Origin of the sequence: Amycolatopsis echigonensis (genome assembly GCF_002846615.1) — a bacterium.
GTDB lineage: Bacteria > Actinomycetota > Actinomycetes > Mycobacteriales > Pseudonocardiaceae > Amycolatopsis > Amycolatopsis echigonensis.
Genome location: NZ_PJMY01000003.1, coordinates 6,433,677 through 6,447,101, shown reverse-complemented (window position 1 = coordinate 6,447,101; position 13,425 = coordinate 6,433,677). Strand labels below are relative to the sequence as shown.

The window sequence follows — 13,425 nt, the reverse complement described above, 5'->3', positions numbered from 1 at the left end:
CTATGCTGAGCGCATGGCGAAGACGGAGCTGCCCGAACTGACCGTGGGCGAACTCTCCCGCCGGAGCGGCGTACCGGCGTCGGCCCTGCGGTTCTACGAGGACGAAAACCTGATCCGCAGCAGGCGCACCGCGGGCAACCAGCGCCGTTACCGCCGCGACGCCCTGCGGCGGGTCACGTTCATCCGCATGTCGCAGCGGGTGGGCATGCCGCTGGCGCAGATTCGTGACGTGCTGGCCCTCCTGCCGGACGACCGGACCCCGACCCGCGCCGACTGGTCCCGCATCTCGTCCTGCTGGCGCTCCGACCTGGACCACCGCATCCGCCAGCTGGAACAACTCCGGGACCAGCTGAACGACTGCATCGGCTGCGGCTGCATGTCCCTGGCCAAATGCCGCCTCGCCAACCCGAACGACCAACTAGGCCACGACGGCCCCGGCCCACGACGGCTGCCGGACCACCGGGGAACGGAGTACGAATGACGGCGCTCGGCAGCTGAGGTTTCGCGGAGGCTGCGGGTTCCCGCAGGCCGCAGGTTCCCGCAGGCCGCGGGTTCCCGCAGGCCGCAGGTTCCCGCACGCCGCAGGTTCCCGCAGGCCGCAGGTTCCCGCACGCCGCAGGTTCCCGCAGGCCGCAGGTTCCCGCAGTGTGCAGGCTTACGGCACCGAGGTCTCCCGGCCCGGGAGTGCCGCCGCGCGTCACCAGCCAGCCGCGCTCAGCCCGACTCACCGCCCCGCCCCCACCCACCGCCGAAACCTGAGCAGCCCACGGCCTCGCGCCGCCGACCCCGCGCGACAGCCCGCCATACCTGGCACGCGGTCCGCAAGCACTGGACGCGAACAGCCGCACGCAGCACGCCCGCCGTCCCCGGCTACGGACTCACAGGCTTGACGTCCGGATCTGGCGACGCACCACGTGCAAGCCGACGCAGCTAGCCGACCGGTCGGATGCTCCCGCCCCGTCCGACGAATAAGGGCCACTGCCCGCAGGCGACCGCAACCGCCCAGGCCTCGCCGCATGGCGCCTGCAAGGCGAAGCACTCGGCTTACCGACCGATGCCACGCCGCTACGTCTGCCGCACGCAGGCCCCCTATCCCCAGCCGATTGTCGCTCTCCGGGCGGGACCGGTCACTCGCCCAGAGCGTCAGTCACCCCAATGCGGTCATCCCAGCAGCAGCCCCCTCACGTAGGCGGCTTGTCCGGCGTGCTGGAGGTCGTCGGACAGCACGCTGACCAGCCGGACGCCGAGCGTCACCGGTGGGTTCCAGCCTTCGTCGACCACGCGGTCCAGCGCCGCCTCGTCGAGGCTGGTCACCCAGGACACCGTGTGCTCGTGCACGGCGTCGTAGTAGCCGGTGAGCAAATCCGGCGACTGCGGCCGCACCTTGGCGACGTCGTCGCTGCTGTGCCCGTAGCCGATGTCGCCTGCCGGGAACGGCAGGTCGAATTTCTCGCGCCAGTCCTTGGCCGTCCAGAGCTGGTCGGTGCCCGCGACGTCCGCGACGTGGTCGTCCTGCACCCTCGCCAAATGCCAGACCAGCCAGCCGATCGAGTTGGCGTCCGGGCCGGGTCGCGCCGCCAGCTGCTCCGCGGTCAGCCCGTCGACTGCCTGGTGCACCACTTCCCGCACCCGGCCGAATCCGTCCACGAGCAGATCGGCCACATTCATCTCGCGCTCCTCCTCCGTCGTCGTGCGCTTGCCTCGATCATGCCTCGAAGATCCGTCTGTGCCCAGCACTGTGACTCGAGCGGCGCGAGGGGTCCACTCGCACCGGCCAAACCGCTTCAGCAGGGGTAAATCCGCTGACTACCAACGGTGACCGCAACCGTCCACTTCGGACCTGACGGTGGCGTCCGACGTCAGGTAAACTCCGGCACGCAAGCAACCTGCACGCCGACGACGCGAACGGAGGGCCCCGTGGCGATCCCCGCGCCCCGCGCCCTGCCCGGATTCGACAACATCGCCGGTGTCGCGATTCCCACCTGGGCGGGCATGGTGATCACCGCGGCTTGCGCGGTTTCGGCGATAGTGGTTCTGCTGGTGATCCTGCGCAACCGGCGCAAGTAGTCCACGCAGGACATTCGCTTCGATATCCGCCGCGTGCCGAGCGCGGCGGTGCGGAATCGGGCCTGGGAAGATCACTTGTCCGCTCGGGTGAACCGGCTGGTGATCACATGATCCTTGGCTGGTCCGGTCACCACCCACTCCTGTACCCACTGGCGGTCGTCGAGCACGCGGTAAGCCCCGCGATACCAGTCGGCGGCGCACGGATGATCGGCCGTCCACTCCCCGGTCGCCAGGTCCAGGTCGTGGAAGAACCCGCCGTGGTCGAAGTGGACCGCGGCGCGCGAGCCTCCGGCCGGCCGGTAGTGCAGAGTGCGGACAAACGGTCCGCGATGCGCTCCGAGCTGCAGCTCTCCCGACTCGTGGTAGACGAGCACCCCGTCGTCGGAGGTGAACGTCGCGCGGCCGCTCGCCTCGCCCATCGCCGCCCCGTCGACGTCGACGATTTCGCGCGCGAGCAGCCATTCGCCCGAGAAATACCCGGTCAGGTCATCGATCGGAAAAGCCACGGGTCCCATTGTGCGCCTCGGGACCGAATGCGAACGGCACTGGGACTGAAGTCTCGACACCGTCTGTCACGGGGACGTCATGAAGGGTCCCGTCATCCCAACAGCTACCAGTCGCCTTGCTGCTCACCCTGCGCGACCGGGCCCGCTACACCGCCCGAAAACGGCCAGCGCGACGGGGACTCTCGCGCCGGACCCGGCGGGGCAGGCTCGCCCGGACGGCCTCCCGCCCTAGAATCGGCCGCGTGGCGCACCCCGATCTGGCCGAGCAGGCCACCCGTTCCCCCGCTCTCGAGACCCTGCAGCGCGTCTTCGGCTACGACGCGTTCCGCGGCGACCAGGCGGAGATCGTCGAGCACGTGATCTCCGGCGGCGACGCGCTGGTGCTCATGCCCACCGGCGGCGGGAAATCGCTGTGCTACCAGATCCCGGCGCTGGTGCGGCCGGGCGTCGGCGTCGTGATCTCGCCGCTCATCGCGCTGATGCAGGACCAGGTCGACGCGCTGCGCAACGTCGGCGTGCGCGCCGGATTCCTCAACTCCACCCAGGATTTCGCGCAGCGGCAGGAGGTGGAGGAGGCGTTCGTCGCGGGCGAACTGGACCTGCTCTACCTCGCGCCCGAACGGCTGTCGGTCGAATCCACCGTGCGGCTGCTCGACCGCGGCAAGATCGCCCTGTTCGCGATCGACGAGGCGCACTGCGTCTCCCAGTGGGGCCACGATTTCCGGCCCGACTACCTGATGCTGTCGTCGCTGCACGAACGCTGGCCGGACGTGCCCCGGATCGCGCTCACCGCCACCGCGACCGAGGCCACGCACAAGGAAATCTCGCAGCGGCTCGGACTGGACAGCGCGAAGCACTTCGTCGCGAGCTTCGACCGGCCGAACATCCAGTACCGGATCGTGCCGAAGAACTCGCCGCAGAAGCAGCTGCTCGAACTCCTGCGCACCGAGCACCAGGGCGACGCCGGAATCGTCTACTGCCTGTCCCGCGCGTCGGTGGAGAAGACGGCGGATTTCCTGGTGCAGAACGGAATCCCGGCGCTGCCGTACCACGCCGGGCTCGACAAGGCGACCCGCGCGAGGAACCAGTCGAGGTTCCTGCGCGAGGACGGGCTCGTCGTGGTCGCCACGATCGCGTTCGGCATGGGCATCGACAAACCGGACGTGCGGTTCGTCGCACACCTGGACCTGCCGAAGTCCGTCGAAGGCTACTACCAGGAAACCGGCCGCGCGGGCCGTGACGGGCTGCCGTCGACCGCCTGGCTCGCGTACGGGCTGCAAGACGTAGTGCAGCAACGCAAAATGATCGACAACTCCGAGGGCGACGAAATGCACCGCCGCCTGCAGGCCCAGCACCTGCACGCGATGCTGGCGCTGTGCGAGACGGTCGAATGCCGGCGCACGCAGATCCTCGCGTACTTCGGGCAGTCCGGCCAGCCGTGCGGGAACTGCGACACTTGCTTGACTCCGCCGGAACGCTGGGACGGCACCATTCCCGCGCAGAAACTGCTGTCCACAGTGGTCCGGCTGCGCAACGAACGACGGCAGAAGTTCGGTGCGGGCCAGATCATCGACATCCTGCTGGGGAAGACAACCCCGAAGGTCACCCAGTTCCAGCACGACACGCTGAAGGTCTTCGGCATCGGCACCGAACTGCGCGAACCGGAATGGCGCGCGGTGGTGCGGCAACTGCTGGCCCGCAACCTGCTCGCGGTCGAAGGGGATTACGGGTCGCTGGTGCTGACCGAAGGCTCGACGGCGGTGCTGAACGGCTCCCAAGAAGTACTGTTGCGGCGCGAACCGGAACGCCCGGCGCGCGCCCCGCGAACCTCCCGCCGCACGGCGGCGGCTGCTCCGATCGAGATGCCCGAGGAAGCGGCACCGGTGTTCGAGCGCCTGCGTGCCTGGCGCGCGGCAACGGCGAAGGAACAAGGCGTCCCGGCGTACTTCATCTTCCACGACGCCACGCTGCGCCAGATCGCCGCGCTGAAGCCGACGACCCTCGACGCACTGGGCACGGTGAGCGGGATCGGCGAGAGCAAGCTGACGAAGTACGGGGAGGGCGTGCTCGCGGCGCTGGCTGAGGAGTGACGTTTCCGGGTGAAGCCCCGGTACAGCTACTCACGGTCGCCGCCTGAGACAGTCGACACATAGCGTAGCTACGCGATGCGTCGCGATCCGAAAACTCGGCGAAGGAACCGCATTTGCCAAGAGCGGTGCGGGCTTCGGCACCGATCGCGAGCAGCTCGCATCCGTCCTCGAGGTCTTGTTCGGCAACGCATGAGCGAGTCGAGCAGAACCACGCCTCCATGTCGGTCCCGATACTCGTCGAACACGGGCATTAGGCTGGTCTGATGGGGTGGGGGCTGAGCGAGCTCATCGCGAAGTACGACGTACCAGGCGCACAGGTCGCTGTGCTGGCCGACGGTGAGATCCGCGATGAGGCCGCAGGGCTGCTGAGCCTGCGTACGCAAGTCGAGGTCACGACCGGCTCGGTGTTCAAGATCGGATCGATCACCAAGGTCTGGACAGCCACGTTGATCCAGCAACTGGTGAGCGACGGTCTGCTGGATCTCGATCGTCCCGTTCGCGACTACGTGCCCGGTTTCCGGTTGAACGGCCCGGAGGCCACTGCCCGCCTGACCGCTCGCCATCTGCTCACCCACACCGGCGGCATCGACGGCAATCACTTCACCGACACAGGCCTCAACGACGACGCGATCGAGAAGTTCGTCGCCACGCTCGCCGACGCAGACCATCTCTTCGCTCCGGGCACCGTCTTCTCGTACTCCAACAGCGGGTACGTGGTGCTCGGCAGACTGCTGGAGATACTGCGCGGCAAGCCTTTCAACCAAGTGCTCCGCGAGCACTTAGTAACGCCATGGGGCCTGTCCGCTGTCGCCACCGACGCGTACGAGGCGATCCTGCACCGCGCCGCGGTCGGCCACGTCGAGTCCGGCGGGAAGCTCACACCCACGAGGAACTGGGCGATCCGCTATTTTTCCACACCCAGCGGCTCGCACTTGGCGGTCAGCGCACGCGACCTTCTCGAATTCGCCCGCCTGCACCTCGTAGACCTCACACTCGCGGGGCTGCGCGAACCCCAGCTCGAATCCGTCCCGGACTTCGGCGGCGGCGTTGTCGGCTGGGGACTCGGCTGGATGCTCTACCGCGACGGCGTGGTAGGCCACACCGGCGTCTCCAAAGGGCAGAAGGCTTTCCTGCGCGTCGTCCCGTCGGCGGGCGTGGCGATGGCCGTGCTGACCAACAGCGTGAGCGGCGATCAGCTGGCCCATGAGCTCTTCAGCACGGTGCTGCGGGATCTTGCGGGCGTCGAGACTGCATCGCGTCCCGTGCCTCCCGCGAACCCGATGCCGATCGACGCGGACCGCATGTGCGGTACCTACCGCACCACCTTGTACGACATCACCCTCGCCGTCGAGAACGACCGAGCCTTCCTCTCCTACCGGCCACGCAACCAAACCGCCGAGTCGCTTCTCGGCAAGTCCCGCAAACGCGTCGAGGTCGTCCGTCTCAGCGACAGCGCCATCATCACCACCGCACCGAACCTCGACGGCCACCAGGTCCTGTCCCTCATCGGCACCGACGGCGACGGCCGCGCTCGCTTCCTGCACAACGGCGCCGCCGCCTACCGAGTCGGCCGATAGTCTTCACAGGCGGAAGGCACCATTCGAGACGGACAGTCAACATGCGACAGCGTCAGGCCAAGACTCACTCGGCCGTCCGGGGGCGGGTCGTCTCCGAGACCTTCCGGACAGCTCCCTCGATCTGCGAGTGATATCGCCCGTTCGTCTTCTCGTCCACGAAGCGCGCCGCCTTGCCTACCGCCTCGTTCACTTTCTCCGGGTTCTTCCGCACGTACGACACCGCGCTCGCGGCACCGGCCAGCACGGTGAGTTTCTTCATCAACGCCATCGCGCAAAGTCCCTTCCCTGCGGAAACTTCCGTCACCTACCCCAACGCCGACCGGTCTCCGAGGGTTCCCGGCGAAACCGGGATGACAGGAGACGCGCGAGGCGGGCATCATCCACGCGTGCGCGATCTTTCGGCCCTTCCCAAGGTGCACCTCCACGTCCACCTCGAGAGCACCATCCGACCCGGCACGCTCAAGGAACTCGCGGTTGCCCACGGGGTCCAGGTGCCGGACAAGCCCGCAGCGTTCGACGGGTTTCGGGCGTTCGCCGATCGCAACAGTCTCACTCGTTCGTGTTTGCGCGAAGGCGCGGACTTCGAGCGGATCGCGCGCGAGTTCTGCGCGGACGAAGCCGCTCAGGGGACCCGGTACGTCGAGGTCACGTTCACCGCTGCCTCGCACGGGGAACGGATCGGGGACTTTGAACTGCCGCTGAACGCAGTCCTCAAAGGACTGTGGGACGGCGGGAAAGAGCATGGGCTGCAATGGCGGTTGATCCTCGACCACTCGCGGCGACGGTCGGTCGAGCGGGCGGAGAAGACGCTGGAGCTGGCCAAGCGGCACGAAGAGATCGTCGCGATCGGGATGGCTGGCGAGGAAAAGCACTCGCTCGCTCCGTTCCGAGAAGTCTTCGTCCGGGCGCGCGAGGCGGGGTTGCACCTCGTTCACCACGCTGGCGAAGACGCCGGACCGGACAGCATCCGCGAGGCGATCGAAATCGGCGGCACCGAGCGGATCGGGCACGGGATCCGCATCCTGGAGGACCCGGAGCTGACCTCTCAGACCGCGGAAGCCGGGATCGCGCTCGAGGTGTGTCCCTCGTCGAACGTCGCGCTCGGGTTGGTGCCGACGCTCCCGGAGCACCCGCTGCCCCAGTTGATCGAGGCGGGGCTCAGCGTCACGCTCAACACCGATGTCCCTGACGTCACGGGCACCACGATCACCGACGAATTCACTCGCGCGAGGGAAGTTTTCGGTTACGACGACGCGACACTCGCCAAGCTGGCGAGCAACGCGGTGCAGGCCTCGTTCGCGCCGGAGGAGACCAAAGCGTTGCTGCGCAAGGAGATTGACGGCTGGCTCAGGTCGGCAGAAGACGCGTGACCAGCACGCCCAGCTGCTGCGCGTTCCGGCATTCGTGCATCTCCACCAGCTCCGCGTAGTCCGGCGCGGCCGAATCGCCGGTCCCCCACAGGGATCGGCGTTCGGGGTTCAGCCAGTGGACATGCCGGGCACGGGAGCGGATCGCGCGGACGGCGTCCAGGTTCGGATCGCCGCCGTTCGTTCGAGCGTCGCCCAGGATGAGGACTGACGTTCTCGGGCCGACGGCGTCCAGCCAGTGCGAAGTGAACTGGCCTAGCGCGCGGCCGTAATCACTGTGGCCGTCCCAGCGGACTACCGCGGCTTCGCTGAGCATTCGCGCGCCCAGCTGTTCGGGATCGGCGGCACCGGTGTCCACGAGGTGCGTTACCTCGTCGGTGCTGTCGACGAAACCGAAAACGCGGATTTTGCTGAACTGGTCCCGCAAAGCTTGCACCAGCAGCATCGTGAAGTTCGCGAAACCCGCCACCGAGCCGGAAAGATCGCACAGCAGGATGATTTCCGGGCGACCGGGGCGTCGGTGCCGGTAAGCTGGGCGCAAGGGCACGCCGCCAGTGGAGAGTGAACGACGCAGCGTTCGGCGCAAGTCGATCTGGCCGCGGGTAGTGCGTTTGCGGCGCGCGGCAAGTCTGGTGGCGAGTTTGCGGGACAGCGGCTGGATCGTGCGCCGCAGCTCGGCCAATTGCGTACGGCTGGCCAGGAGGAAGTCGACGCGGTCGGCTGCAGGAGCGATCGCGTGCTTGGCGATCCGTTCCCGGCCGCGGACTTCGGCGGCCCGGCGGCGCGCCTCGGTACGCACCCGTCCGCGGAAACCCTCGACGCGGCGGCGGATTTCGTCGCGCGTGAGCCGGTCGGTGAACTCGTCCGAAGTACCCGAGGCGCGCATCGCGGCCAGCACCTGGGCGATGAGCGTCTGCGGTTGCAGGCGGTCCAGCGTCTGGTGCGCGGAGTACCCGCCGCCCGGGCCGGTTCCGACGCCGTACTGGCCCAGCAGCTCCACGGCGAGTCCGGCGAGCTGGTCCAACGCCTGGTCGTCGCCCTCGGCCAGGGCGGCGGCGAGCGCTTCCCGCAGTTCCTCCCGGTCCTGCGGGGGGTTTTCGCGCGCCAGCTCCGGGGCGCCGATGCCGGCGGGAAAGTACAGGTCGAACGCGGCGTCGAACACCGACCGCTGCCCGCCCCGGCGGACCAGCGCGGCGGCGAGCCCTTCGCGGACCAGTTCGCGGTCGTCCAGGCCGAGCACTTCCAGCGCGGCCGCCGCGTCGGCCGTCTCGCCCGGACCGGCCGGGATGCCTTGCGCCCGCAGGGCCCGCACGAACTCGGCGAGCCGTCCGGTCAGGCCCGGCGCGGCGGTCATGACGCGTCCAGCACCCGGTCGAGATTCAGCCCGGCCCCGGCCTTCGCGATGTCGTCCTGGTGCTTCAGCACGACGCCGAGGCTTTCGCGCACCACCCGCTCGTCGAGCGCGCCCGCGCCCAGTTCCAGCAGCGTGCGCGCCCAGTCGACGGTCTCCGCCACCGACGGCAGTTTTCGCAGGTCCATCGCCCGCAGCGCGGCGATCACCCGCACCACCGAATCCGCCAGCGCGGCCTCGATGCCGGGCACCTTCAGCCGGACGATCTCGCGTTCGAGGTCCTCGTCCGGGAAATCGATGTGCAGGAACAGGCACCGCCGCCGCAACGCCTCGGACAGCTCGCGCGTCGCGTTCGACGTCAGCACCACGAACGGCTGCTGCGTCGCGGTGATCGTGCCCAGTTCCGGCACGGTCACCTGGAAATCGCCGAGCACCTCCAGCAGCAGGCCCTCGATCTCGACGTCGGCCTTGTCCGTTTCGTCGATCAGCAGCACGGTCGGCTCGGTGCCGGAAATCGCGGTGAGCAGCGGGCGGCGCAGCAGGAATTCCTCGCCGAAGATGTCGGTTCGCGCCTCGTCCCACGTCTCGTCGCGGCCCGCGGTGATCCGCAGCAGCTGCTTCGCGTGGTTCCACTCGTACAGCGCGCGGGCCTCGTCGATGCCCTCGTAGCACTGCAACCGCACCAGCCGCGAGCCGGTGACCTCGGCGACCGCCGTCGCCAGCGCGGTCTTGCCGACCCCGGCCGGGCCCTCGACCAGCAGCGGCTTCCCGAGCCGGTCGGCGAGGAACACCGTGGTCGCGACCGCGGTCGACGCGAGGTACCCGGCCTCGGCCAGCTGCGCCGACACATCGTCGACGGACGAGAAAAACCCGGTGCCCACGTGACCTCCTAAGCGATCGCTCACCTGCACTGTACTGGCTAGTCGCGCTGAACGGAGGACAGCGGGCGAACGTCACGACGGCGCCGAGCGCGCTTGCCAGAGCCGCCACCCGGGCCTCGGGTTCGCGATGTCGAGCACCGGACCCGCTTCACGGCAGGCTGGGCAGGACCTGGTCCACTAATCGTTTCGCGACCGGGCAGGACCCTTCGTTGCCCACCGATCGGTCGAGGTACCAGATGTGCACCGCCGCGTCAGTGCCGGAAATCTGGACCTGATATCGGCATCCGCCGCCGCCTTTCGTGGTGTCCTTCCGGAGTTCATGCCCGCCCTGGGAACTCGGCTCGCTGTGCCCGCTCCAATCCTCCGCCTCGGCCAGGTCCAGAGTCGCGGCCAGGTCGCCGGTCAGCTTGCCGCGCGGCGGGTTCCACTCGGTGCGGCAGCCGCCTACCCCTCCCGTCACGGCCGGGGTGGATTCCGTCAGCTTGTACTCGCTTCGCTGCGGGTCGATCGGCGTGCCCCGCGCTGCAGTTGCCAGCAACTCACAGGCGTTCGTCTTCGCGAACGTCTCCGCCGGACCGCTGCCGCATCCCGCCGCCATGGCAACGACCGCCAGCACCAGCGCGAGCCGACTCAGCATCCTTCTTCGTCGCACTCGCGACCGCCCAGCCATGGCCCCGCATAGTACGGGGCCAAACGGGACATCGCGCGCGAAACCGGATTTGGAAGGCAAGGGAGGTCACCCACCGTGCGCGGAGCTCGGCGACAGCTCGCGGGCTAGCATCGCGGCGTGACTTACGCTGCCGCTGATACCCGGTACGACTCGATGCCCTACCGCCGCTGCGGGCGCAGCGGCCTGAAGCTGCCCGCGATCTCGCTCGGGCTGTGGCACAACTTCGGGGACGATCGGCCCTTCGCTGTCCAGCGCGAGATCGTGCGCCGGGCGTTCGACCTCGGAATCACGCATTTCGACCTGGCCAACAACTACGGCCCGCCCTACGGCAGCGCCGAGCGGAACTTCGGCCGGTTGCTGGCGAGCGACCTGAAGCCGTACCGCGACGAGCTGATCATTTCCACCAAGGCCGGGTACGACATGTGGCCCGGCCCGTACGGCGAGTGGGGTTCGCGGAAGTACCTGCTGGCCAGCCTCGACCAGTCGCTCGGCCGCATGGGGCTGGACTACGTCGACATCTTCTACTCGCACCGGTTCGATCCGGAGACGCCGCTGGAGGAGACCGTCGGGGCGCTCGACCGGGCGGTCCGGTCCGGCAAGGCGCTGTACGTCGGGATCTCGTCCTACAACTCCGCGCGCACCGCGGAGGCCGCACAGCTGCTGCGGGAGCTGGGAACGCCGCTGCTGATCCACCAGCCGTCGTATTCGATGTTCAACCGCTGGACCGAGACCGACGATCTGCTCGGCACCCTGGAGCAGGCCGGGGCCGGGTGCATCGCGTTTTCGCCGCTGGCGCAAGGGCTGCTGACGGACAAGTACCTTTCCGGGGTGCCCTCGGATTCGCGGGCGGCACAAGGGAAGTCGCTGAATCCGGACACGATCACCGAGGAGAAGCTCGGCAAGATCCGCGCGCTGAGCGAAATCGCCGGACGGCGGGGGCAGACGCTGGCGCAGCTCGCGCTGGCGTGGGCGTTGCGGGATCCGCGGATGACGTCGCTCGTGATCGGGGCCAGCAGCGTGAAGCAGCTGGAGGACAACGTGGCCGCGCTGGACAACTTGTCGTTCACCGACGAGGAGCTGGCCGAGATCGACCAGCACGCCACCGAGGAAGACATCAACATCTGGAAGCGGTCTTCCGACGCGTGACACTCGGCCGGAGGCTCGGACTACCCGAGCCTCCGGCCGAACTCGCCGTAGAAAGTCTCCCCGGCCAGCAACGCTCGGTGCGCCAGCGCGATTCGCCGCGCCTTAGAGGGCCGCAATTGCGATTGCGCGACCTCAAGGTCAAGGAACTCGAACCCGCTCAATTCGTCCCCGGCAAGACTGATGGCGCTGATCTGTTCCCGGCTCAGCACGCCGCCGTCGAAGACGAACTGCAGGCTGTCCCGCCAAACGCCGTGCGCGGGCAACCAGTCGACGAGGAGAAGCCGCCCCACCGTCAGGTCGATGCCGAGTTCTTCGCGCACCTCTCGACGGCACGCCGCCAACGGTGACTCGTCGTCTTCGACCAAACCGCCGGGAATCTCCAGGAACGGCTTGTAGGTCGGAGAAACGAACAGAACCTGGTCGTGTTCATCGCGCGCGAGAACGCCCGCGGCCGCGTTCTTCCGCGGCAGCCGGGCGGCGATGCCGGGATTGAACTCGGCCTCCGGCTGGCCCTCGTCCCGAAGGTCGTGCGCGAAAACAGCGTCGTCGCCGCAGTGCCGGACCTGGCTCTCGGTCACGCTCGCTCCCCCACGTCACCCGCGGCGGGCACGGATCGTCTCCGCCGCCCACTCCGCCCAGTCCCGTTCCATCGCCGCGTACCGCTTGCCCCACTCCAGGGCCAGGCGGCCGTAGAGCGACAGATCGCTGTCGTCCCAGTCGACCGAGGCTTCGATCGCCGCCAGTTCTTCGACCAAGCGCTCGGCGGAGGCTCCTTGCCTGCCGAGGAACCCGCGGGCTTCCTCCGGCGTGACTTCGCCCAGGAAGTACACCCGCAGCAGCATTTCGTTTCGCCGCGCCGCCGGCGGCCTCTCCTCCAGCAGCCACTTGCGCAGTTCCTCGCGCCCGGCGTCGGTGATCGCGTACTCCTTGCGGCCGCGCGGGCCCTCCGCGGAGACCTTGATCAGGTCCGCGCTCTCCAGCTTGCCCAGTTCCCCGTACAGCTGGCTCTGCGTGGCCGTCCAGACGCTCGACATCGCCGTTTCGAAGCGTTTCAGCAGGTCGTAGCCGCTTCCGGGGGCGGTGGCGAGCAGCCCGAGCACCGCGTGTCGCAAAGTCATGCACCCAGCCTACCTTCCACTATTGACATGTCCAGTCCGCACGTTCTAGCGTTGACATGTCACTACAGGAACGTGAGCGAGGGGCACCCGATGAACTACCTGAAGAGCTTCCTTCCGTGGATCGCCTTCGCGATCGTGTCCACCCAGGCCGACTGGCGGTGGTCCGGACTGACCGGACTGGTGCTCGCGGGCGGGCTGCTCCTGCTCGAACGCCGGCGCGGCAAGGACTGGGACACCTTGTTCATCGAGGTCTCCGCAGTGGTGTTCTTCGCGGTTCTTTCGGTCTGGTCCTTCAGCGACCCGGCCTCGCCGCTCAGGGATTACGTCGGCGCGCTGACCGATCTTTGGCTGGCGGCGACCGCCTGGGGTTCGATCGCGGCGAAACGGCCGTTCACGCTGGGGATCGCGAAAACCATGGTCCCGCCGGAAATCGCTGCGACGCCGGTGTTTCGCCGGGTGAACGTCGTCATCACCGCCGTGTGGGCAGCCAGCTTCACGCTCGCCGGGATCGCCGAAGCCGTGCTGTTGCACTCCGCACCGCACGCCACCGTCGGGTTGATCATCATCAAGGTCCTCGGCTTCGCGGTTCCGATTTCGTTCACCATTCGCTACCCGCGCATCGTCCGGGCTCGCGCCCAGAAAGCCGCGTGAA

Annotated in this window: 15 protein-coding genes; 7 read left to right on the top strand and 8 right to left on the bottom strand. The window is 68.3% G+C overall.

Annotated elements, in window-relative coordinates:
• The first annotated feature begins 13 nt into the window (after positions 1 to 13).
• Positions 14 to 481, top strand: coding sequence for a redox-sensitive transcriptional activator SoxR (gene soxR, locus ATK30_RS35540; RefSeq protein ID WP_101439148.1), 468 nt, complete (start codon positions 14 to 16; stop codon positions 479 to 481).
• 680 nt (positions 482 to 1,161) lie between these two features.
• Here the strand turns inward: soxR and ATK30_RS35535 are convergent.
• Complete coding sequence (locus ATK30_RS35535; protein ID WP_101439147.1) at positions 1,162 to 1,668, bottom strand: mycothiol transferase; 507 nt, start codon at positions 1,666 to 1,668, stop codon at positions 1,162 to 1,164.
• A 249-nt stretch (positions 1,669 to 1,917) separates the two neighbouring features.
• Here ATK30_RS35535 and ATK30_RS45165 point away from each other — a divergent pair, with 249 nt between their 5' ends.
• On the top strand, positions 1,918 to 2,067 hold the full coding sequence (locus tag ATK30_RS45165) for a hypothetical protein (protein ID WP_158242549.1): 150 nt from the start codon (positions 1,918 to 1,920) through the stop codon (positions 2,065 to 2,067).
• Between the two features lie 71 nt (positions 2,068 to 2,138).
• Here the strand turns inward: ATK30_RS45165 and ATK30_RS35530 are convergent, their stop codons facing one another.
• Complete coding sequence (locus ATK30_RS35530; RefSeq protein WP_101439146.1) at positions 2,139 to 2,582, bottom strand: DUF6314 family protein; 444 nt, start codon at positions 2,580 to 2,582, stop codon at positions 2,139 to 2,141.
• Positions 2,583 to 2,815: 233 nt separating this feature from the next.
• On the opposite strand from ATK30_RS35530, the gene recQ reads away from it, so the two are divergent.
• Entirely contained in the window at positions 2,816 to 4,663 is a 1,848-nt protein-coding gene (recQ, locus tag ATK30_RS35525) for a DNA helicase RecQ (RefSeq protein WP_183125438.1), read from the top strand.
• A 263-nt stretch (positions 4,664 to 4,926) separates the two neighbouring features.
• Positions 4,927 to 6,240: a serine hydrolase domain-containing protein gene (locus tag ATK30_RS35520; protein ID WP_101439145.1), complete on the top strand. Its 1,314-nt coding sequence runs from the start codon at positions 4,927 to 4,929 to the stop codon at positions 6,238 to 6,240.
• A gap of 64 nt (positions 6,241 to 6,304) precedes the next feature.
• On the opposite strand, the gene ATK30_RS35515 is transcribed toward ATK30_RS35520, so the two are convergent.
• Positions 6,305 to 6,508 carry an antitoxin gene (locus ATK30_RS35515; protein WP_101439144.1) on the bottom strand — a complete coding sequence of 68 codons (204 nt, stop codon included), beginning with the start codon at positions 6,506 to 6,508 and terminating at the stop codon, positions 6,305 to 6,307.
• Positions 6,509 to 6,626: 118 nt separating this feature from the next.
• On the opposite strand from ATK30_RS35515, the gene add reads away from it, so the two are divergent.
• Positions 6,627 to 7,610: an adenosine deaminase gene (gene add / locus ATK30_RS35510; RefSeq protein WP_101439143.1), complete on the top strand. Its 984-nt coding sequence runs from the start codon at positions 6,627 to 6,629 to the stop codon at positions 7,608 to 7,610.
• Here the strand turns inward: add and ATK30_RS35505 are convergent.
• The 3 genes from ATK30_RS35505 to ATK30_RS35495 all read right to left on the bottom strand — a co-directional run bounded on the left by ATK30_RS35505 (position 7,588) and on the right by ATK30_RS35495 (position 10,476).
• Complete coding sequence (locus tag ATK30_RS35505) at positions 7,588 to 8,961, bottom strand: vWA domain-containing protein (protein ID WP_101439142.1); 1,374 nt, start codon at positions 8,959 to 8,961, stop codon at positions 7,588 to 7,590. The two genes, add and ATK30_RS35505, sit on opposite strands and share 23 nt — an antisense overlap.
• Positions 8,958 to 9,839, bottom strand: coding sequence for an AAA family ATPase (locus ATK30_RS35500; protein ID WP_101439141.1), 882 nt, complete (start codon positions 9,837 to 9,839; stop codon positions 8,958 to 8,960). The genes ATK30_RS35505 and ATK30_RS35500 overlap by 4 nt, the downstream gene beginning before the upstream one ends.
• Positions 9,840 to 9,987: 148 nt before the next feature.
• Positions 9,988 to 10,476: a hypothetical protein gene (locus ATK30_RS35495; protein WP_101439140.1), complete on the bottom strand. Its 489-nt coding sequence runs from the start codon at positions 10,474 to 10,476 to the stop codon at positions 9,988 to 9,990.
• A gap of 150 nt (positions 10,477 to 10,626) precedes the next feature.
• Between ATK30_RS35495 and mgrA the strand changes: the two genes are divergently transcribed.
• A complete protein-coding gene (gene mgrA, locus ATK30_RS35490) occupies positions 10,627 to 11,655 on the top strand; it encodes an L-glyceraldehyde 3-phosphate reductase (RefSeq protein ID WP_101439139.1) in 1,029 nt (342 codons plus the stop codon).
• A 20-nt stretch (positions 11,656 to 11,675) separates the two neighbouring features.
• Here mgrA and ATK30_RS35485 read toward each other — a convergent pair whose 3' ends face one another.
• Complete coding sequence (locus ATK30_RS35485) at positions 11,676 to 12,233, bottom strand: NUDIX domain-containing protein (RefSeq protein ID WP_101439138.1); 558 nt, start codon at positions 12,231 to 12,233, stop codon at positions 11,676 to 11,678.
• Between the two features lie 15 nt (positions 12,234 to 12,248).
• On the bottom strand, positions 12,249 to 12,773 hold the full coding sequence (locus ATK30_RS35480; protein WP_101439137.1) for a PadR family transcriptional regulator: 525 nt from the start codon (positions 12,771 to 12,773) through the stop codon (positions 12,249 to 12,251).
• 90 nt (positions 12,774 to 12,863) lie between these two features.
• Between ATK30_RS35480 and ATK30_RS35475 the strand changes: the two genes are divergently transcribed.
• Complete coding sequence (locus ATK30_RS35475) at positions 12,864 to 13,424, top strand: hypothetical protein (RefSeq protein ID WP_101439136.1); 561 nt, start codon at positions 12,864 to 12,866, stop codon at positions 13,422 to 13,424.
• Position 13,425: the final 1 nt, after the last annotated feature.